At 71.5% G+C, this 19,934-nt stretch carries 16 protein-coding genes and 1 tRNA gene; 11 read left to right on the forward strand and 6 right to left on the reverse strand.

All coding sequences use genetic code 11. The annotated features are described in order from the left end of the window. Nucleotides 1-57 precede the first annotated feature (57 nt). The 3 genes from BI06_RS27650 to polA form a co-directional block, all read right to left on the reverse strand. On the reverse strand, nt 58-1,185 hold the full coding sequence (locus BI06_RS27650; protein WP_043472313.1) for a DUF3103 family protein: 1,128 nt from the start codon (nt 1,183-1,185) through the stop codon (nt 58-60). A gap of 423 nt (nt 1,186-1,608) precedes the next feature. Beyond that, nucleotides 1,609-2,295, reverse strand: a complete 687-nt coding sequence (locus BI06_RS27655; protein ID WP_043472314.1) for a hypothetical protein — start codon at nt 2,293-2,295, stop codon at nt 1,609-1,611. Between the two features lie 88 nt (nt 2,296-2,383). After that, on the reverse strand, nt 2,384-5,065 hold the full coding sequence (polA, locus tag BI06_RS27660) for a DNA polymerase I (RefSeq protein WP_078879570.1): 2,682 nt from the start codon (nt 5,063-5,065) through the stop codon (nt 2,384-2,386). A gap of 431 nt (nt 5,066-5,496) precedes the next feature. Between polA and BI06_RS27665 the strand changes: the two genes are divergently transcribed. The 6 genes from BI06_RS27665 (at nt 5,497) to BI06_RS27690 (ending at nt 12,261) form a co-directional block, all read left to right on the forward strand. Next, nucleotides 5,497-5,910, forward strand: a complete 414-nt coding sequence (locus tag BI06_RS27665; RefSeq protein ID WP_045940274.1) for a PaaI family thioesterase — start codon at nt 5,497-5,499, stop codon at nt 5,908-5,910. A 547-nt stretch (nt 5,911-6,457) separates the two neighbouring features. Further along, nucleotides 6,458-7,690 (forward strand): branched-chain amino acid ABC transporter substrate-binding protein, encoded by a 1,233-nt coding sequence (locus tag BI06_RS27670; protein WP_030391365.1) that lies wholly within the window; start codon nt 6,458-6,460, stop codon nt 7,688-7,690. Nucleotides 7,691-7,822: 132 nt separating this feature from the next. Then, complete coding sequence (locus tag BI06_RS27675) at nt 7,823-8,752, forward strand: branched-chain amino acid ABC transporter permease (RefSeq protein WP_030391366.1); 930 nt, start codon at nt 7,823-7,825, stop codon at nt 8,750-8,752. A gap of 5 nt (nt 8,753-8,757) precedes the next feature. Next, a complete protein-coding gene (locus tag BI06_RS27680) occupies nt 8,758-10,695 on the forward strand; it encodes a branched-chain amino acid ABC transporter permease (RefSeq protein ID WP_063764116.1) in 1,938 nt (645 codons plus the stop codon). Nucleotides 10,696-10,702: 7 nt separating this feature from the next. Beyond that, a complete protein-coding gene (locus tag BI06_RS27685) occupies nt 10,703-11,548 on the forward strand; it encodes an ABC transporter ATP-binding protein (protein ID WP_030391368.1) in 846 nt (281 codons plus the stop codon). Continuing rightward, a complete protein-coding gene (locus tag BI06_RS27690; RefSeq protein ID WP_030391369.1) occupies nt 11,545-12,261 on the forward strand; it encodes an ABC transporter ATP-binding protein in 717 nt (238 codons plus the stop codon). Before BI06_RS27685 ends, BI06_RS27690 begins: the two co-directional genes overlap by 4 nt. 69 nt (nt 12,262-12,330) lie before the next feature. Here BI06_RS27690 and BI06_RS27695 read toward each other — a convergent pair whose 3' ends face one another. After that, nucleotides 12,331-13,014, reverse strand: coding sequence for an ANTAR domain-containing response regulator (locus BI06_RS27695; protein ID WP_051741984.1), 684 nt, complete (start codon nt 13,012-13,014; stop codon nt 12,331-12,333). Nucleotides 13,015-13,114: 100 nt separating this feature from the next. Between BI06_RS27695 and BI06_RS27700 the strand changes: the two genes are divergently transcribed. Both BI06_RS27700 and BI06_RS27705 read left to right on the forward strand, forming a co-directional pair. Next, nucleotides 13,115-13,187: transfer RNA gene (locus BI06_RS27700), tRNA-Leu, on the forward strand. Between the two features lie 119 nt (nt 13,188-13,306). Continuing rightward, nucleotides 13,307-14,074 carry a hypothetical protein gene (locus BI06_RS27705; protein ID WP_043472316.1) on the forward strand — a complete coding sequence of 256 codons (768 nt, stop codon included), beginning with the start codon at nt 13,307-13,309 and terminating at the stop codon, nt 14,072-14,074. A 42-nt stretch (nt 14,075-14,116) separates the two neighbouring features. Here the strand turns inward: BI06_RS27705 and pyk are convergent, their stop codons facing one another. Further along, nucleotides 14,117-15,547, reverse strand: coding sequence for a pyruvate kinase (gene pyk, locus BI06_RS27710; RefSeq protein WP_043472318.1), 1,431 nt, complete (start codon nt 15,545-15,547; stop codon nt 14,117-14,119). Nucleotides 15,548-15,821: 274 nt separating this feature from the next. Here pyk and BI06_RS27715 point away from each other — a divergent pair, with 274 nt between their 5' ends. From BI06_RS27715 to BI06_RS49705, 3 genes are read left to right on the forward strand one after another with little or no spacing between them, the layout of a single operon-like run. Then, the gene (locus tag BI06_RS27715) at nt 15,822-16,946 is read left to right on the forward strand and encodes a substrate-binding domain-containing protein (protein ID WP_043472320.1); all 1,125 of its coding nucleotides are present in this window, start codon (nt 15,822-15,824) and stop codon (nt 16,944-16,946) included. Nucleotides 16,947-16,975: 29 nt separating this feature from the next. Beyond that, nucleotides 16,976-18,619 (forward strand): VWA domain-containing protein, encoded by a 1,644-nt coding sequence (locus BI06_RS27720; protein WP_082558715.1) that lies wholly within the window; start codon nt 16,976-16,978, stop codon nt 18,617-18,619. Continuing rightward, nucleotides 18,606-19,334, forward strand: a complete 729-nt coding sequence (locus BI06_RS49705) for a hypothetical protein (protein WP_149030495.1) — start codon at nt 18,606-18,608, stop codon at nt 19,332-19,334. The genes BI06_RS27720 and BI06_RS49705 overlap by 14 nt, the downstream gene beginning before the upstream one ends. Before the next feature lie 136 nt (nt 19,335-19,470). Here the strand turns inward: BI06_RS49705 and BI06_RS27730 are convergent. After that, on the reverse strand, nt 19,471-19,934 hold a 464-nt coding region (locus BI06_RS27730; protein WP_043472325.1), incomplete at its 5' end, for a helix-turn-helix transcriptional regulator.

Here is a 19,934-nt window from a genome sequence, read left to right on the forward strand (position 1 = left end):
CGGGCCGGACCGGCGCAGTGCGGCGAAGCGCTGCGCCGGCCCGGCCCCGTGGGACGGTCAGAGCTGGCCGACCCAGTACGGCTCGACGGTCATCCAGCCGTTGCCGCGGGCGCCGTTGAGGCGGCCGGTGCTGGTGCGGGCGAGGGTGTACCAGGACTCCACGTAGTCCGGGTCGTCGGTCCACCAGGAGGAGGGCAGCGCCGCGAGCACGGCGTTGACCAGCGGGATGTAGGCGCCCTGGTCGGCGATGGTGAGCAGGACTGCGGCGACGGCCTGGGCGAGGGCCAGGTAGTTGGTGTCGCCGTCGTCCTCCATCAGGACGACGTCGGCCAGGTTGTACTTGTAGTTCGACCAGTTCACCAGGATCTGGTTCGGGTAGTACACCGTGCCGTCGTACTGGAGGTACGGCATGGCGACGGAGTCGACCCGGACCTTGCCGTCCAGGCCGAAGCCGGAGACCAGGCTGAACATCTCGGCGGCGCCCTTGAACCAGGGCTCCTCGTCGTCGTTCACCTCGACCGAGGTGATCTTGGTGCCCCACCAGCCGGCGGCGGACGGGGCCTGCGGGGCGGCCGGGGCGATCCCGCGGGCGGTCAGCTCCCGCTGGAGCAGGTCCATCCCGGCGGTCAGGGCCTTGGCCGTGTCGATGTCGACCAGGTAGACCGGGCGGGTGGGCAGGGTGGCGGCGTCCAGGCCGCGGGCCCGGCCGGCGGTGTCGTAGGCGCGGACGGTGCGGGCGTGCTCGTCGGTGCCGGCGGTCGCCACCAGCGGTGCGGCGCCGGCGTCCAGGGCGGCCCGCATCGACGGGTCGGCCAGCTGGACCCGCAGCAGCGGGCCGAGGTCGCCGAGGCCCTTCGCGGTGGCCACCGCCCGGTCCGCGCGGGCGGTCGTGGCGGCGAGCCCGCGGGCGGTGGCGCCGGACAGTCCGGCGGCCAGCGGGGGGAGTTCGGCGCCGGCGGGCGCGGCGGCGGTCGCCGTGCGCAGCCGCTCGCGCAGGGCGGGGTCGGCGAGGGAGGCGGCCAGGGTGCGGGCGACCTCGTCCTCGATCGCGGTCACCTTGGAGGCGGCGGCGGGGGCCGGGGCAGGAGCAGGGGCCGGGGCGGCCACGGCCTGGCCCGCGCCGAGCGCGAGCAGGGGCAGGGCCGTCAGCGCGACAACGGCGCGCCGCAGGCGGGACTGGGACATGAGGGGATCTCCAGACTCGTCGGGTGAGGCGTCGGAGCATCGGAGCGATGAGGCGTCGGAGCGGTGGAGCGGTGGAGCGGACGGTGCCGCGCCCACGACCGAGGGACACGATCAAGGACGGCGGCGCCATGACAAGTGAAGAGGTTCGCTGACCCGGTATCAACCCCCCAGGGCCACCGCGACAGAGCGGAGGAACCCGGCGGATCCCCCTGGGACTCCCGGGCACGCGGACGGCGGCCCGGCGGCCCGCACCCCGCCGCCGGGCCCAGGACCGCTGCTCCGGCGGGCGACGGCAGGGCGACAGGGGCCGGACGTCCACGGGCGCGGCGTCTGCGGGGGCGGCCCGGCCGGCTCGCGCAGCGGCGGGTGGGCGTGCCACCCGCAGCAGGGAGTTTCCGCGCCGTTCGCCGGGCGGCCCCGGACTCACCCGCCGCCGGAGAAGCCCCCGCCGGAGTTGGCCGAGCCCGACCCGCCGTAGACCCAACCACCGGCGGGGACGCGGGGCTCGGGGCGGACGCGACGCTCGGTGCGACGCACGACAGCGACGCCGGCCGGGCCGAGCAGGTCCTCCAGGGAACGGTGGAGCGCGTCGACGTCGGTCCCCTTCGGCGCACTGTGCGGGCCCTCGCCGCCGGTCGAGGTCACCACCGTGACGGCGAGGGTGCGGACGGCCGGCGCGGGGTCGCCCTCGTAGGGCTCCTCCACGGACTCGTCCAACTGGATCCGTCGCAGGCCGGAGATCGGGGCCCAGGCCCCGGCGCGGGCACCCCGGACGAACCGCAGTTCGGTCGGGGCCCCGGCCGGGGCGAACTGCACCCGGCGGACCGAGCTCAACTCGGCGACCGCGGCGAACGGCCACAGGAGCAGCACGGCGGCCGCCCACAGCGCGCCGCAGACGGTCACCGCGCCCACCAAGGTGGCGCCGACGATCACCGCGACCGCCACCACCAGGATCCCGGCGGGGAGGAAGACGACGCCCAGGGCGAGCAGCATGGCGAGGGCGCGCACCACCAGGAGCGCGGCGGCGGGCCAGGAGCCCCCGCCCGGCTCGAACACGAGGTCGACGGTGGCCCCGTCACGGCCGGGGCGGAGCACCTCATCGGCAGGCATACCCGCCAGGGTAGAACCGCTCCCCCGTGCCGGAAAGGCCCCGGGCACCGCCTCGAAAAAGCTTCGCCCGGGGCCTATTGACGCAGCGTCAGTGTGCAGCGACCTCCCAGTTGACGCCGACGCCGACCGAGACGTCCAGCGGGGCCCGCAGCGGGTAGGCGCCGGCCATCTGCTCGCGGACGACCGCCTCGACCGGCTCGCGCTCGCCCGGGGCCAGCTCCAGCACGATTTCGTCGTGCACCTGGAGCAGCATCCGGGAGGTCAGGCCCGCCGTGCGCAGCGCCTCGTCCACCCGCAGCATGGCGATCTTGACGATGTCGGCGGCCGAGCCCTGGATCGGGGCGTTGAGCGCCATCCGCTCGGCCATCTCGCGACGCTGGCGGTTGTCGCTGTTGAGGTCCGGCAGGTAGCGGCGGCGGCCGAGCAGGGTCTCGGTGTAGCCGGTGGCTCGGGCCTCCTCGACCACCCGGTGCAGGTAGTCGCGCACGCCGCCGAAGCGCTCGAAGTAGGTGTCCATCAGGCCCTGCGCCTCGGCCGGCTTGATGCCGAGCTGCTGGGAGAGCCCGTAGGCGGACAGGCCGTAGGCGAGGCCGTAGGACATCGCCTTGATCTTGCGGCGCATCTCGGCGTCGACGGAGCCGCCGGGGACCTCGAAGACCTGGGAGGCGACGGTGGTGTGGAGGTCCTCACCGGTGGCGAAGGCCTCGATCAGCGCCTCGTCCTCGGAGAGGTGGGCCATGATCCGCAGCTCGATCTGCGAGTAGTCGGCGGTGAGCAGCGACTCGTAGCCCTCGCCGACCACGAAGGCCCGGCGGATCATCCGGCCCTCCTCGGTGCGGACCGGGATGTTCTGCAGGTTCGGGTCCTGCGAGGAGAGCCGGCCGGTGGCGGCGACCATCTGGTTGAAGGTGGTGTGGATCCGCCCGGCCGGGGAGACCGTCTTGAGCAGGCCCTCGACGGTGGTGCGCAGCTTGGCCTGGTCGCGGTGGCGCAGCAGGATCACCGGCAGCTCGTTGTCGGTCTGGGTGGCGAGCCAGGTCAGCGCGTCGGCGTCGGTGGTGTACCCGGTCTTGATCTTCTTGGTCTTGGGCAGCGCCAGCTCGCCGAAGAGGATCTCCTGGAGCTGCTTGGGCGAGCCGAGGTTGAACTCGTGGCCGGCGGCGGCGTGCGCCTCCTCGACCACGCGCTGGATCTCGGCGGCGAACTGCGCCTCCAGGCCGGTGAGCCAGTCGCGGTCGGCGGCGATGCCGGTGCGCTCCATCCGGGCGAGCAGCGCGGCGATCGGCAGCTCCATGTCGCGCAGCAGCCCGGTGGCGCCGACCTCGGCGAGCCGGGTGTCGAACAGCGCGGCGAGGTCGAGCACGGCGCGGGCCTGGAGCATCAGCGCCTGGGCGCCGGCGGTCGGGTCCTCCTCCGGGGCGTCGAAGGCGAGTTGGCCGGACTCGGCGGCCGGGGCCGGGGTGAGCGAGCGGGCCAGGTACTCCTCGGCGAGCACCTCCAGGGTGAAGGTGCGGCGGCCGGGCTTCTCCAGGTAGGCGGCGAGGGCGGTGTCGGCGACGACACCCTCGATGCTCCAGCCGCGCTCGGCGAAGGCCCGCATGACCTGCTTGGCGATGTGCAGGGCCTTGGGGGCGGCCGGGTCGGCCAGCCAGGCGGCGAAGGCGCGCTCGTCCTCCTCGGCGAGCAGCGCCGGGTCGAACCAGGCGGCCGTCTCTCCGGCGGCGAGCGCGACCTCGGAGACCTCGCCGGCGCCGAGCGCCCAGCGGTAGACGGCGGCCAGCGCGACCGGGGTCTTGTCCGCGGCGTGCTCGCGCAGCCAGGCGGCGAGGGTGCCCGGGTCGGTGAGGAGTTCGCCGTCGACCTCGACGCCGGGGGCGAGTTCGGCGGCCTCGGGCTCGGCGGCGGCCGGGTCGATGCCGTGGACGCGGTCGCGGAAGTTGGCGTTGCGGAACTCCAGCGTCTCCATGAGTGCGGTGACGGCCGGGCCGTCGAACGGCGCGCGGGCCAGGTCGGCCACGCCGAGCGGGAGTTCGACGTCCCGGACCAGCTCGGTCAGGACGCGGTTGCGCTTGACCGAGTCGAGGTGCTCGCGCAGCTTCTCGCCGATCTTGCCCTTGACCTCGTCGGCGCGGGCGACGAGTTCGTCGAAGGAGCCGAACTGGTTGACCCACTTGGCGGCAGTCTTCTCGCCGACGCCGGGGATACCGGGCAGGTTGTCGGACGGGTCGCCGCGCAGGGCGGCGAGGTCGGGGTACTGGCGGGGGGTGACGCCGTACTTCTCGGCGACCTTCTCCGGGGTGTAGCGGGTCAGCTCGGAGACGCCCTTGGTCGGGTAGAGCACGGTGATGTGCTCGGTGACCAGCTGGAGCGAGTCGCGGTCGCCGGTGACGATGTCGACGTCGTAGCCGGCCGCCTCGGCGGCGGTGGCCAGGGTGGCGATGATGTCGTCCGCCTCGAAGCCCTCGGCGGTCAGCCGCGGTACGTGCATCGCGTCGAGCAGCTCGCCGATCAGCCCGATCTGGCTGCGGAACTCGTCCGGCGTCTTGGCCCGGTTGGCCTTGTAGTCGGGGAACTCGACCGAGCGGAAGGTCTGGCGGGAGAGGTCGAAGGCGACCGCGAGGTGGGTGGGCGCCTCGTCCCGGACGGTGTTGGCGAGCATCGAGGCGAAGCCGTACACCGCGTTGGTCGGCTGGCCGGTGGAGGTGTTGAAGTTCTCCACGGGCAGCGCGTAGAACGCCCGGTAGGCCATCGAGTGCCCGTCGAGCAGCATCAGGCGGGGCCGCGATCCGGCCCCGCCACCACCCGCCGCGCCCTTGTCCGTACTCTGCGTAGCCACGTCAACGTCCGTTCCTGCCGATTCCACTACCGGCCACCGATCCTAGGGCCCGCCACTGACAAAAGGGGCATGCCGGGGGCGGGCGCCCCTCGGGTGCGCTCGCGCCCCGGGCGCCACTCCGGTTTTCTTCCGCCACGGCCTCTACCGCCGAGTAGGACGGTCGTACGATCACAGGCAGCACGACGACGCGACCCCCGAGCGGCAGGAGCTCCCCCATGACCGACCCGGCCCCCGACACCGCCACCGACCCCGCCCCCGGCACCAGCACCGCCACCGGCACCGGCACCGGCACCAGTACGGGTACCGGCACCGACGCGGCCCCCGGCACCACCGGGATCTCCCCCCTGATCGACATCCCGCAGGAGATGCTGGACCACTTCGCCAAGCTCGGCGTCGACCCGGCCACCTTCTCCGGCGGCCGGCTGGGCGACAAGCTGGGCATCAGGATCGTCGAGGCCTCGGGCGACCGGGTGGTCGGCACCATGCCGGTGGACGGCAACCAGCAGCCGTACGGGCTGCTGCACGGCGGCGCCTCGGCGGCACTGGCGGAGACGCTCGGCTCGGTCGGGGCGATGCTGCACGCCGGTCCGGGCCGGTACGCGGTGGGCGTGGACCTGAACGCGACCCACCACCGCTCGGCGACCTCCGGCCTGGTCACCGGCGTGGCGACCGCGGTGTTCAAGGGCCGCACCGCGGCCACCTACGAGATCGCGATCACCGACGACACCGGCAAGCGGGTCACCAGCTGCCGCCTCACCTGCATGCTGCGCGACCTCTGAGCCGATTCTCCGTCAAATCCCTTGCCCGCCCCCTTGTTTGACCTTCGACCACGTTGGGAAGTCGTTGGTCTGGACAAGGGGGCGGTGGCATGTCCGGCCGTCCGCGGCGATGTAACCGTGCGTAACAACTAGGAAATCCGAGCAGCCGAGGACCCCGGGGGGTCGGATCCACCCGAAAACAGCGCCTGCCAGCGCCTGACGTCCGATATTCGGACGCATACGCCCGACTCCAACGACGCGGACACTCTTGTCCGGTAATCGGTGAGTTCAGGAGTCACCTGCCGTTCTACGCCTTACATGGCGCGAGTTGGCATGGAAATACTGGGGCCCGGGCGGACCGGTCGGGCCGGAACGACCACATGTTGAGACGACTTCTCCGTGTGCTCATAACAAGAGAATCACAGCCTCGCCGGAGCACTGCCAGAGCCGCCGAGCGCCATCTAGAGTCACGGCCAGTCACCGCGCCACCGGAATGGGCCAGGCCCACCGCGCATCCAGGCTCCCGCCGTTCAGGCGCGGCGCCCTCCTGAACCGAAGGGGACCCCCCGTGCGTCATCGTTCAGCAGTTGTCGTGAGCATTGCCGTCATCGGCGCCCTGAGCCTCACCGCGTGCGGCTCCCGCGACGACAAGAAGTCCGGGGACAGCGGCCAGGCCGGCGGTTCCACCACCGTCACCATCGGCGTCGACGCTCCCCTCACCGGCGACCTCTCCGCCCTCGGCCTCGGCATCCGCAACTCCGTCGAGCTCGCGGTCAAGCAGGCCAACGAGAAGAACGAGGTCCCCGGCGTCAAGTTCCAGATCAAGGGCCTCGACGACACCGGCAAGCCCGCCCCCGGCCAGCAGAACGCCACCCAGCTGGTCGGCGACAAGGACGTCATCGGCGTCGTCGGCCCGCTGAACTCCAGCGTCGCCCAGTCGATGCAGCAGATCTTCAACGACGCCAACCTCGTCCAGATCTCCCCCGCCAACACCGGCGTCGCCCTCAGCCAGGGCGAGAAGTGGGCCAGCGGCGTCAAGGCCCGCCCCTTCAAGAGCTACTTCCGCACCGCCACCACCGACGCCGTCCAGGGCCCGTTCGCCGCGGACTACCTGATCAAGGACGCCAAGAAGACCAAGGTCTTCCTCATCGACGACCAGAAGACCTACGGGGCCGGCCTCGCCGCCACCTTCAAGGGCCAGTTCGTCAAGAACGGCGGCCAGATCATGGGCGAGGAGCACGTCAACCCCGACGACCGCGACTTCGCCGCCGTCGTCACCAAGGTCAAGTCCTCCGGCGCTGAGGCGGTCTACTACGGCGGCGAGTACCCCGCCGCCGGCCCGCTCTCGCTCCAGCTCAAGGACGCCGGCGTCAACATCCCGCTCATGGGCGGCGACGGCATCCAGAGCGGCGACTTCATCAAGCTCAACCCCAAGGGCCAGGGCGACCTCGCCACCGCCGTCGGCCTGCCCGTCGAGCAGCTGCCGACCGCCGCCAAGTTCATCGCCGACTACAAGGCGGCCGGCTACAAGGACGCCTACGAGACCTACGGCGGCTACTCCTACGACAGCGCCTGGGCCATCATCCAGGGCGTCAAGGCCGTCGTCGCCGCCAACAACGGCAAGCTGCCCGACAGCCCCCGCGCCAAGGTCGTCGAGGCCGTCCAGAAGGTCTCCTTCGAGGGCGTGACCGGCAAGGTCTCCTTCGACGAGTTCGGCGACACCACCAACAAGCAGCTCACCGTCTACACCGTCAAGGACGGCAAGTGGGCCGTGGAGAAGTCCGGCACCTTCAGCGGCTGACCCGCACCTGACCCGGAGTCAGGAGCGCCACAGAACGTCGGAACCACCGCGCGGGGGCGCCACGAGTGCCCCCGCGCGCACCCACATCCACCACCCACGCGGACACCCCACACGCACAACGGAGGCCCAGCGGTGCACGACCTACCGCAGCAGCTGGCCAACGGCCTGATCCTCGGCGCCCTCTACGGCCTCGTCGCGATCGGCTACACGATGGTCTACGGCATCGTCCAGCTCATCAACTTCGCCCACGGCGAGATCGTCATGGTCGGCGGCTTCGGCGCCCTGACCGCCTACCTCGCCCTCCCCGGCGGCACCACCCTGTGGCTGGCCCTACCGCTGATGCTGATCGCCGGCATCCTGGTCTCCACCCTCACCGCCGTCGCCGCCGAGCGCTTCGCCTACCGGCCGCTGCGCTCCGCCCCCCGGCTCGCCCCGCTGATCACCGCGATCGGCCTGTCCATCGCCCTGCAGCAGCTGGTCTTCGCCTTCTACCCGGACGCCAAGAAGGCCAGGGTCTTCCCGAAGATCCCCGGCGACCCCTTCGAGATCGGCTCGGTCGCCATCCAGCGCAGCGACATCTTCCTGATCATCGCCGCCCCGCTCTGCATGCTCGCCCTCGGCTGGTTCGTCACCCGCACCCGCTCCGGCCGCGCCATGCAGGCGACCAGCCAGGACCCGGACACCGCCAAGCTGATGGGCATCGACACCGACCGGATCATCGTGATGGCCTTCGCCATCGGTGCCGCCTTCGCCGCCGTCGCCGCCGTCGCCTACGGCCTGCGCAGCGGCCAGGTCGACTTCCGGATGGGCTTCCTGCTCGGCCTCAAGGCCTTCACCGCCGCCGTCCTCGGCGGCATCGGCAACATCTACGGGGCCATGCTCGGCGGCATCACCCTCGGCCTCGCCGAGGCCCTCGCCACCGGCTACATCCAGCACCTGCCCGGCATGCACCTCTTCGGAGGCGGCGCCTGGAAGGACGTCTGGGCCTTCGTACTCCTCATCGTCGTCCTGCTCGTCCGGCCCCAGGGGCTGCTGGGCGAGCGCGTCGCGGACAGGGCGTGAGCACCATGACCACCAGCACCACCGAGACCACCCCGGTCATCGCCCTCCCCGGCCGCACCGCCGCCCTCCTCACCGGCCTCGGCGCCGCCGCCACCGCCGGCTCCGCCCTGATGCCCTGGACCTGGACCTCCGAGTACCCCGGCGACCTGACCTTCTACGGCTCCCCGGCCGGCCTCCAGTGGCTCGCCCTCACCGCCGGACTGGTCACCCTCGTCCTCCTCCTCGCCACCCAGGGCGTCCCCGGCCTGCGCTGGGCCGCCCCCCGCCGCAGCAGCAACGCCGTCCTGCTCGCCGCCGCCGGCGCCGTCGCCGTCGGCTGGTTCTCGGTGATCTCCATCGCCACCGACCTCGGCGGCCTCGCCCACCTGGAGCCCGGCGGCTGGGTCCTCGCCGCCGGCTCCCTGCTCGCCCTGGCCGGCTCGCTCGGCCTCCCGCTCGACCGGCGCACCGCCGTCCCGCTGCGCATCCTCGACCGCCGCCTGTTCCTGCTCGTCCCGATCGCCCCCGTGGTCTGGTTCGCCACCCACGCCGTCCCCGAGGACAAGCCGGTCGCCCCGGTGCTCACCGCCCTCGCCGGCGGCCTCGCCATCGCCACCGGCGGCGTCCTGCTGGTCCAGCTCGGCCACGCCGCCAACAGCTGGCTGCGCCTCGGCACCGTCAACCGGCCGCTCCCCGCACCGCGCGCCCTGCCCTCCTGGGTCGAGGTCGCGCTGATCGTGGTCGCCTTCGCCATCGGCCTGTTCGCCATCACCTTCGGCATCGACACCGAGTACGGCGAACTCTTCACCGGCTACCTGCTGCTGGCCGCCTCCGTGGTCGCCTCGCTCGGCCGCTCCGGCCTGCTGCCCCGACTGCGCGCCCTGACCGTCAAGTACCAGACCGTCACCACCGGCGCCGCGTTCGCCGCCGCCGCCAGCTTCCCCTTCACCCAGACCAGCGACCAGTACACCTCGGTCGCCACCAACATCCTGATCTTCGCCACCGTCGCCCTCGGCCTGAACATCGTCGTCGGCCTGGCCGGCCTGCTCGACCTCGGCTACGTCGCCTTCCTCGGCGTCGGCGCCTACAGCGCCGCCCTGGTCTCCGGCTCCCCAGCCTCGCCGATCCACGTCCAGTTCCCGTTCTGGGGCGCCGTACTCACCGGCGCCGTGGTCTCCATGGTCTTCGGCGTCGTCATCGGCGCCCCGACCCTGCGACTGCGCGGCGACTACCTCGCCATCGTCACCCTCGGCTTCGGCGAGATCTTCCGCATCACCATGCTCAACCTCAACGGCACCACCGGCCCGAAGATCACCAACGGCTCCAACGGCATCCCCCGGATCCCCGACCTGGAGATCCTCGGCTGGAACCTCGGCAAGCCCACCACGATCTTCGGCTTCGAGCTCGGCCGGTTCTCCAACTACTACCTGCTGATGCTCCTCGTCACCGCCGTCGTCGTCCTGGTCTTCGCCCGGGTCGGCAACTCCCGCATCGGCCGCGCCTGGGTCGCCATCCGCGAGGACGAGACCGCCGCCGAGGCCATGGGCATCAACGGCTTCCGCCTCAAGCTCCTCGCCTTCGCCCTCGGCGCCTGCCTGGCCGGCCTGGCCGGCACCGTCCAGGCCCACGTCAGCTACACCGTCACCCCCGACCAGTACACCTTCGCCGAGGCCCTCCCGCCCAACTCCGCCTTCCTGCTCGCCGCCGTCATCCTCGGCGGCATGGGCACCATCAGCGGCCCGCTGGCCGGCGCCACCCTGCTCTTCCTCATCCCGAAGAAGCTCGAGTTCCTCGCCGACTACCAGCTGCTCGCCTTCGGCATCGCCCTCATCGTCCTCATGCGGGTGCGCCCCGAGGGCCTCATCCCGAACCGACGCCGCCAGCTCGAATTCCACGAGGCCGACGCCGACATCCCGGCGCAGGCCACCGGCGACACCGTCGCCCTCTCCAAGGCAGGGGCGTGACCCTCAGATGACCACCACCGACGCCCCCGCCCCCACCCCGGCACCGGCACCGGCCCCCGCCGAGACCCTGCTCGACGTCTCCGGCGTGACCATGCGGTTCGGCGGCCTCACCGCCGTCAACAACGTCTCGCTCACCGTCGGCCGCGGCGAGATCATCGGTCTCATCGGCCCCAACGGCGCCGGCAAGACCACCTTCTTCAACTGCCTCACCGGCCTCTACGTCCCCACCGAGGGCACCGTCACCTACCAGGGCACGGTCCTGCCCCCCAAACCCCACCTGGTCACCCAGGCCGGCATCGCCCGCACCTTCCAGAACATCCGGCTCTTCGCCAACATGACCGTCCTGGAGAACGTCCAGGTCGGCCGACACAGCCGGATGCACCAGGGCCTGCTCTCCGCCGTCCTGCGCGGCCCCGGCTACCGCCGCTCCGAACAGGAGAGCCGCGACCGGGCCATGGAACTCCTCGAGTTCACCGGCCTCGCCGGCAAGGCCGAGCACCTCGCCCGCAACCTCCCCTACGGCGAGCAGCGCAAGCTCGAGATCGCCCGCGCCCTCGCCTCCGACCCCGGCCTGCTGCTCCTCGACGAGCCCACCGCCGGCATGAACCCGCAGGAGACCCGAGCCGCCGAGGAACTCGTCTTCGCCATCCGCGACCGGGGCGTCTCCGTCCTCGTCATCGAGCACGACATGCGCTTCATCTTCAACCTCTGCGACCGCACCGCCGTGCTGGTCCAGGGCCAGAAGATCGTCGAGGGCGACCGCGAGACGGTCCAGAACGACGAACGCGTCATCACCGCCTACCTCGGCGCCCCGCTCGAAGGCACCGCCCCCGTTACGGAGACCGACCAGTGACCGCACTCCTCGAAGTCCAGGACCTCCGCGTCTCCTACGGCAAGATCGAAGCCGTCAAGGGCATCAGCTTCACCGTCAACCAGGGCGAGGTCACCACCCTGATCGGCACCAACGGCGCCGGCAAGACCACCACCCTGCGCACCCTGTCCGGCCTGCTCAAGCCCACCGCCGGCACCATCACCTTCGACGGACAGGCCCTCTCCACCGTCCCCGCCCACAAGATCGTCGCCCTGGGCCTGGCCCACTCCCCCGAGGGCCGGCACATCTTCCCGCGCATGACCATCGAGGAGAACCTCCTCCTCGGCGCCTTCCTGCGCAACGACACCGACGGCATCACCAAGGACGTCGAACGGGCCTACGGCCTCTTCCCCATCCTCGGCGAACGCCGCAAGCAGGCCGCCGGCACGCTCTCCGGCGGCGAGCAGCAGATGCTCGCCATGGGACGCGCCCTGATGTCCCGGCCCAAGCTGCTGATGCTCGACGAGCCCTCCATGGGCCTCTCGCCGCTGATGATGCAGAAGATCATGGCGACCATCGTCGAACTCAGGGCCGACGGCACGACCATCCTGCTGGTCGAGCAGAACGCCCAGGCGGCGCTCTCCCTCTCCGACCGGGGCTACGTCATGGAGACCGGCAGCATCGTCCTCCAGGGCACCGGCGCCGACCTCCTGCACGACGAGTCGGTCCGCAAGGCCTACCTCGGCGAGGACTGACCTCCCCGCAGCACGGAACGCGGGAGGGCCCGGCGCGTCACGCGCCGGGCCCTCCCGCATGTCCCGCTGCTACTGCTCCGGGGTCTCCGTGGCGGTACCCGCGGCCGGGGGCTCCTCGGCCTTCTTCCGGTCCTGCGCCGCGCCCTCCTCGATGACCGCCTCGGCCACCGCCGCCATCGTCATCCGGCGGTCCATCGAGGTCTTCTGGATCCACCGGAACGCGGCCGGCTCGTTCAGCCCGAACTTGGTCTGGAGCACGCTCTTCGCCCGGTCCACCAGCTTCCGGGTCTCCAGCCGCTGGGTGAGATCCGCGATCTCCTCCTCCAGCGTCCGCATCTCCGTGTACCGGGACACCGCCATCTCGATCGCCGGCACCAGGTCGCTCTTCGAGAACGGCTTGACGATGTACGCCATCGCCCCGGCGTCCCGCGCCCGGTCCACCAGCTCGCGCTGCGAGAACGCGGTCAGCATCAGCACCGGCGCCAGGTGCGCCTCGTGGATCTGCTCGGCCGCGGACAGCCCGTCCAGCACCGGCATCTTCACGTCCAGGATCGCCAGGTCCGGCTTCAGCTCCTGGACCAGCCGGACCGCCGTGGCCCCGTCCCCGGCCTCGCCGACGACGGTGTACCCCTCCTCCTCCAGCATCTCCTTCAGATCGAGGCGGATCAGCGCCTCGTCCTCGGCGATCACAATCCTGGTGATCTGGGGCGAATCGGTCTCAAGCGGCTCTGCCTGCTCGTCGGCGGTGCTCACGGGGCTCCTCGTTCCGGCGGGGTACTGCATGCACGAGGGTACCTAGACACGGTATGTTTGAGACCCAGCGGGGTCGGAGCAAACCTTCGATTCACCGGTTGCCCCGGTAGCCCAGCGGAAGAGGCGATGGTCTCAAACACCATACAGCGTGGGTTCGAATCCCACCCGGGGCACTTTTCCTTCATTTCCAAGGTCACAAAAACCGGTCCAACGGTTGGCGATCTTCATCACTTCGAATGAAGATTCGCATGACTACCGGCGGTGCGCACCCCGGCGACACAGGCTCGGACGCATGTACGACACGGCTGCACGGCAGCGAGCCCTCGACCTCCATGCGTCCGGTCTGACCTTCAGCCAGGTGAGCCGTGCCACCGGAATCTCCCGCTATGCGATCAGGCAGTGGACCACGGAACCCAAACCCCGGAAGCCGGCCGACTGCCCGGTTCCCAGCGGCCGACCAAGCCCTTCCGTTCCTCGCGCCGACTACGCCTACCTTCTCGGCCTCTACCTGGGCGACGGCTGCATCAGCGAGGGCCGTCGCAGCGTCCATGCCCTTCGCATCGCATGTGGTGACGCCTGGCCGGGCCTGATCGACGAGTGCGAGCGGGCGATGGCCACCGTCATGCCACGAAACAAGGTCACGCGTGTGCGCGCTGTCGGCCACACCAGCCTGGTCAGCACCAGCAAGCATTGGCCCTGCCTCTTTCCCCAGCATGGCCCAGGCCCGAAGCACCGGCGTCGAATAGCTCTCGAACCCTGGCAACAGGAGATCGTCGACGCCCACCCCTGGGAGTTCCTGCGCGGACTGATCCACTCCGACGGCTGCCGCTTCACCAACTGGACGACCCGCACCGTCGGCGGCGTCCAGAAGCGCTACGAGTACCCGCGCTACTTCTTCACCAACACCTCGACCGACATCGTCCGCCTCTTCACGGACACCCTCGACAGCGTCGGCGTCCGGTGGAAGTCCGTCACCCGCCCCACCGGCGCCGTCAACGTCTCCGTGGCCCGCAAGGCCTGCGTCGCCCTCATGGACGCCCACATCGGCCCGAAGCACTGACGCCGGTGCGGCTCCGCCCGGGGCGGAGCCGCACCGGGGCGGTCAGTTGTCCAGGGCGCCCACGTGGTGGACGCGGACGAGGTTGGTGGAGCCGGCGAGGCCGGGCGGGGAGCCGGCGGTGATGACGACGATGTCGCCCTTCTCGCAGCGGCCCAGGGAGAGCAGGGCGGCGTCGACCTGCTCGACCATCTCGTCGGTGGTGGGCGCGAACGGGCCGAGGAAGGTCTCCACGCCCCAGGTGAGCGCCAACTGGCTGCGCACCGCGGGTTCGTAGGTGAAGGCCAGCACCGGGATCGGCGAGCGGTAGCGGGTCAGCCGGCGGGCGGTGTCGCCGGACTGGGTGAAGGCGATCAGGTACTTGGCGTGCAGGAAGTCGCCGATCTCCGCGGCCGCCCGGGCGACCGCGCCGCCCTGGGTGCGGGGCTTGTTGCTGGGGGTGAGGACGGGCAGGCCGTCGGCGAGGACGTCCTGTTCGGCGGCCTCGATGATCCGGCCCATGGTGCGGACCGTCTCGGACGGGTACTTGCCGACCGAGGTCTCGCCGGAGAGCATCACCGCGTCCGTGCCGTCGAGGACGGCGTTGGCGACGTCGGAGGCCTCGGCGCGGGTGGGCCGCGAGGAGTTGATCATCGAGTCGAGCATCTGGGTCGCGACGATGACCGGCTTGGCGTTCCGCCGGGCGAGCTTGACCGCCCGCTTCTGCACCATCGGCACCTGCTCCAGCGGCATCTCCACGCCCAGGTCGCCGCGGGCGACCATGATGCCGTCGAAGCGGTCGACGATGGAGTCGAGGTTCTGCACCGCCTGCGGCTTCTCGATCTTGGCGATGACCGGGACCCGGCGCCCCTCCTCGTCCATCACCCGGTGGACGTCCTCGACGTCCCGGCCGCTGCGGACGAAGGAGAGCGCGATCAGGTCGGCCCCGGTCCGCAGGGCCCAGCGCAGGTCGGCGACGTCCTTGTCGCTGAGCGCGGGCACCGAGACGGCGATCCCGGGGAGGTTGAGGCCCTTGTGGTCGGAGACGAGCCCGCCCTCGACGACGAGGCAGCGGACCCGGGGCCCGTCGACCTCGACGACCTCCAGGGTGACCCGCCCGTCGTCGACGAGGATCCGCTCACCGGCGGCGACGTCCCCCGCCAGGCCGGGGTAGGTGGTGCCGCAGCCGTTCTGGTCCCCTTCGACGCCCTTGTCGGTGGAGATGGTGAACTCGTCGCCGCGTTCGAGAAGTACGGGGCCCTCGGCGAAGGTCCCGAGGCGGATCTTCGGGCCTTGAAGGTCGGCGAGCACGCCGATGCTGCGGCCGCTCTCGTCCGCGGCCTTGCGGACCCGGCGGTACCGCTCCTCGTGCTCGATGTGGGAGCCGTGGCTCAGGTTGAATCGGGCGATGTCCATCCCGGCGTCGACCAGGGACTTGATCTGGTCGTAGGTGTCGGTGGCGGGCCCGAGGGTACAGACGATTTTTGCTCGGCGCATAGTGCTGAGAGTAGGCATTACCGGCGCGTAACGTCGATGCCGGTCCGGACAACGGGATGGCCGTTGCCGTAAGGAGAGTTGAACAATCTGACACAACGTCGGACCGGAGTGCGAGAGGTTCCCGGAAGTCCGTCCGCACTCGATCCCCGATGCGATTCCGTGAAGGGCTGTTCACCCCTGGTTCACCAGGACTTCCGCCCCTGCTCCCGGCCCGGCGGGACGCTCGTCACCCGGGTGGGGAGAGAACGTTGTGACGAGGGGGGAAGCTTCCGGAATGAAGCGCGTGATCGGAGTACTGACGGTACTTCTGGTGCTCGGGGGTCTGGCGTTCGCGGTCCTGAACAGAACGAAGGACGACCCCGGGAAGGATCCGGGCAAGGTCGACACCCTCACCGGCATGGTCGGCTCGGAGAAGGGCCCGTTCTTCGGGGACCAGCGGGTCAAGGACGCCCTGAAGGCCAAGGGGTTGGCGGTCAGCGCACAGAGCGTCGGATCCTGGCAGATGGGCAACGTCGGCACCAAGGGCATGGACTTCGCCTTCCCGTCCAGCCAGCCGCCGGCGGAGCAGATCAAGAAGCAGAACGGCCTCACCGACGTCCCGCCGCGGCCGTTCTACTCGCCGCTGGTGATCCTCGCGCACTGGCAGACCGCCGATGTGCTGCTGAGGAGCGGCCTGGCCAAGCGGGACGACGCCTCCAAGGTCTGGACGTTCGCGATGGACCCCTTCCTGGCCGACGTCGCGGGCAAGAAGAAGTGGGAGGACCTCGCCCCCACCGACCGGCCAGGGGATCTCTCGGGGGACCTCTTCCTGACCACCACCAACCCGGACACGTCCTCGTCGGGCGCGCTCTACGTCGCGATGCTGGCGTACCTGCTGAACCAGCACCAGTCGGTGACGGACAGGGCCACCGTCGACCGGATCACTCCGACCCTGCAGGAGGCGGTGAACCGGCAGGGACAGATGAAGAACTCCACCGAAGAGGTGTTCGTGGACTTCGTGTCCAACACCGGCGGTCCGCTGGTGCTCGCGTACGAGTCGCAGGCACTGGACCTGACGTTCAAGTCGAAGATCCCGCCCGACATGGTGATGCTCTACCCGGACACCACCATCGTCTCCGACCACACGCTCGTCGGGCTCACCGAGAACGGCCGGAAGCTGGGGCAGGCGCTGACCGACGACGCGGACCTGCGCAAGCTCGAGGTCGACTTCGGCTTCCGGCCCTCCGGCACGGCCGGCTCGGCGGAGTTCGCCCAGCGGGTGCAGCAGCTCAAGAGCAGTCAGCAGGAGCCGAAGTTCGCGTTCGCCCCGGACCTGGGTGCGGCCAGGATCAAGCAGGCCACGGTGCCCGAAACGTCGATCATGAGCGATCTGGTCGACGCCCTGAAGAAGAAGGGGTGACGGGGGACATGAGGACAGGAGCGGGCACGATGCGCAGGAACGGCGTACGGGGCCTGATGGCCGGGCTGGCGCTGCTGGTGGCGACCTCGGTGGCGGCGTGCACCTCGTCGCCGGCGCCGCCGCCGGCGCCCGGGCCGAGCGACCCGCCGGCGGCCAGCGCGCAGCCGGGGGTGCTCCGGGTGCTGGCCGGCAGTGAACTCCAGGACATGGCGCCGGTGCTGGAGGAGGCCCAGAAGGCCACCGGGGTGACGGTGCAGTTCGCCTGGACCGGCTCGCTGGACGGCGCGGACGCGGTGTCCGCGGGCCGGACGGACGGCAAGTACGACGCGATCTGGTTCCCGTCGAACCAGTATCTGCACCTCGACCCGGGGAGCCGGGCGAAGCTGCTCTCGGAGACGCCGATCATGACCTCGCCGGTCGCCTTCGGCATTCGCTCCGCCGTGCTCAACGATCTGTCCTGGGGCGACGGTTCGAAGGTGAGCTGGGGCAATCTGGCGGAGGCCGCGTCCGGCGGCAAGCTCACCTACGGCATGGCGGACCCGTCCCGGTCGAACTCGGGCTTCTCCGCCCTGGTGGCGGTGGCCTCGGCGTTCTCGGGCGCGGGCTCGGCGCTGACCGACGCCGACGTGCAGAAGGCGACGCCGCAGCTCAAGCAGTTCTTCACCGGCCAGAAGCTGACCTCGGGCTCCTCGGGCTGGCTGGCCCAGGCGTACAGCCGGGCCGAGCGGGGCTCGATCGGCGCGCTGGTCAACTACGAGTCGGTGCTGCTGTCGCTCAACAAGACGCTGAGCCCCGACCAGCAGCTCACCGTGGTCCGTCCGACCGACGGTGTGATTTCCGCCAACTACCCGCTGACCCTGCTGGGTTCGTCCCAGCAGCGGGAGCGGGAGTCCTTCCAGCGGCTGACCTCCTACCTGCTCAAGGAGGATGTGCAGAAGCGCATCTCCGAGCTGACCCTGCGCCGGCCGGTGGCTCCCGGGGTGTCCCCCGCCGCCGGTCTGCCCACGGACCGGCTGCGCGAGCTGCCCTTCCCCGGCACCCGGGCGGTGGCGGACGGGCTGCTGTCCTCGTACCAGAACGAGCTGCGCCGCCCCTCGCGCACGGTGTACGTGCTCGACACCTCGGGCTCGATGGCCGGGCAGCGGCTGAGCTCACTGAAGTCGGCGATGGGCCGGCTGACGGGTGCGGACGACACCCGGGGGGTGCGGCGGTTCCGGGACCGCGAGGAGGTCACGCTGATCTCCTTCGCCTCGAAGGTGAAGTCGACGAAGACGCACTCGGTGCCGACCGGCGCGGGGGCGCAGCAGGAGCTGGCGTCGATCAACGGGGATGTGCAGGCGTTGTCGGCGGACGGCGGGACGGCGGTGTACTCCTCGCTGCAGGAGGCGTACCGGGTGATCCAGCGGCAGCAGTCGGCGGCCGGGGACGACCGGTTCACCTCGATCGTGCTGATGACGGACGGGGAGAGCAACGAGGGGGCGTCGGACAAGGACTTCCGGACCTTCTACGAGGGGCTGTCCTCCGCGCAGAAGGCGACGCCGGTGTTCCCGATCCTGTTCGGCGACGCCGCGAAGGGGCAGTTGCAGGGGATCGCCGATCTGACCGGCGGCAAGCTGTTCGACGGGACGGGTTCGTTGGACGGGGCGTTCGAGGAGATCCGTGGCTACCAGTAACGGTGGCGGGAACGGCTCCGGCGGGCCGGGTGGGCGGGTCTGGGCGTACCTGACCTCCGCCAAGCACTATGCGGCGGGTGCGGCGGCCGTGGCCGGGGCGGGGGCGGCGATCGGGCTGCAGAGTCCGGTGGCGCTCTCGGCGCTGCTGGTGGCGGGGCCGTACGTCGCGACGGTGGCCCTGTGGCCGCGCAAGCCGGACGAGCCGCCGGACGAACCGCCGGGCGGGGAGGGTCCGCCCGCGCCGCCGGTCCCCGAAGAACCGGAGCCGGAGTCCGGGTCGGGGCCGGAGTCCGGGCCGGAGTCGGGGCCGGAGTCGGGGCCGGGGCCGGCCGGGCGGACGTCGCCGCTGGGTGTCGCGCTGCACGCCCGGCGGGCGGCACCCCGGGCCGCGTCCCCGGCCGCGTCCCCGGTGTCGGCGGCACCTGCGGCGCCGCCGGCCCCACCGATGCTCTGGCCCCAGTTGGAGGAGTTGGCGGCGTTCGTCGGCTCGGCGCCGCTGCCGCCGTCGGCGAACGTGCCGGGGCTGCTGGAGCGGCTGCGTACGGCCGGGCCGGGGCCGACCACCGAGCCGATCGTCCGGCGGCGGCTGCCGCTGGCGGTGGACGGCTATCTGCGGGCGCTGACCTGGCAGCCGTGGGCGGCGGACGGGGCCGACCCGGCGGCCGAACTGGCCCGGGCGGTGGACGAGATGGCGGCCCTGGTGCCGGCCTCCTGACAGCGTCGAGACAGCAGTCGTACGGCCCCGGTCCCCTGCGGACCGGGGCCGTTCGCATGTCCGGCCGGCCTCCGCCGCCCGTCCGTCGGGCGCCTGTCCCGTCAGGCGCCCGGCCCGCGCCACCGTCTCCGTCCGGTCAGGCCTCCAGCGCGCCGGGCAGTTCGAGCCGGCGCCGCACCCCCAGCTTGCGGAAGCTGTTGGTCAGGTGGGTCTCCACCGTCCGCACCGCGAGGTGGAGCATGGCGGCGATCTCGGCGTTGGAGTGCCCGGCGGCGGCGAGTCGGCAGATCCGCAGTTCGCTGTCGGTGAGCGCCTCCGCCCCGGCGTGGTCGCCGCGGCCGATGCGGGCGCCGGAGGCCCGCAGTGCCTCCAGTGCGGCGGCCCGCTGCCGGACGGCGCCGAGGCGTTCGGCGCGCCCGGCGGCCTCGCGCAGGGCCCGCCGGGCGGCGCCGCGCCGGCCGCCGTCGCCGAGCAGCCGGCCGTAGGTGATGAGGGCGGGGACGAGTTCGGTGTCGATCTCGGCGGTGCGCAGCAGTTGGACGGCCTCGGCGGCGAGGTCGAGGCCGTGCCGGCCGCCGGTGGCGGCGGCGAGGGTGCGCA

It is taken from the genome of Kitasatospora sp. MBT66, assembly GCF_000710405.2.
GTDB lineage: Bacteria > Actinomycetota > Actinomycetes > Streptomycetales > Streptomycetaceae > Kitasatospora > Kitasatospora purpeofusca.

Excerpts from the sequence above, each read along its gene's own strand:
- BI06_RS27650 (WP_043472313.1), bottom strand. The coding sequence starts at position 1,185 with ATGTCCCAGTCCCGCCTGCGGCGCGCCGTTGTCGCGCTGACGGCCCTG.
- pyk (WP_043472318.1), bottom strand. The coding sequence starts at position 15,547 with ATGCGCCGAGCAAAAATCGTCTGTACCCTCGGGCCCGCCACCGACACC.
- BI06_RS27705 (WP_043472316.1), top strand. The coding sequence starts at position 13,307 with ATGTACGACACGGCTGCACGGCAGCGAGCCCTCGACCTCCATGCGTCC.
- BI06_RS27655 (WP_043472314.1), bottom strand. The coding sequence starts at position 2,295 with ATGCCTGCCGATGAGGTGCTCCGCCCCGGCCGTGACGGGGCCACCGTC.
- BI06_RS27685 (WP_030391368.1), top strand. The coding sequence starts at position 10,703 with ATGACCACCACCGACGCCCCCGCCCCCACCCCGGCACCGGCACCGGCC.
- polA (WP_078879570.1), bottom strand. The coding sequence starts at position 5,065 with ATGCTGCTCGACGGGCACTCGATGGCCTACCGGGCGTTCTACGCGCTG.
- BI06_RS27665 (WP_045940274.1), top strand. The coding sequence starts at position 5,497 with ATGCTGGACCACTTCGCCAAGCTCGGCGTCGACCCGGCCACCTTCTCC.
- BI06_RS27720 (WP_082558715.1), top strand. The coding sequence starts at position 16,976 with ATGCGCAGGAACGGCGTACGGGGCCTGATGGCCGGGCTGGCGCTGCTG.
- BI06_RS27715 (WP_043472320.1), top strand. The coding sequence starts at position 15,822 with ATGAAGCGCGTGATCGGAGTACTGACGGTACTTCTGGTGCTCGGGGGT.
- BI06_RS27680 (WP_063764116.1), top strand. The coding sequence starts at position 8,758 with ATGACCACCAGCACCACCGAGACCACCCCGGTCATCGCCCTCCCCGGC.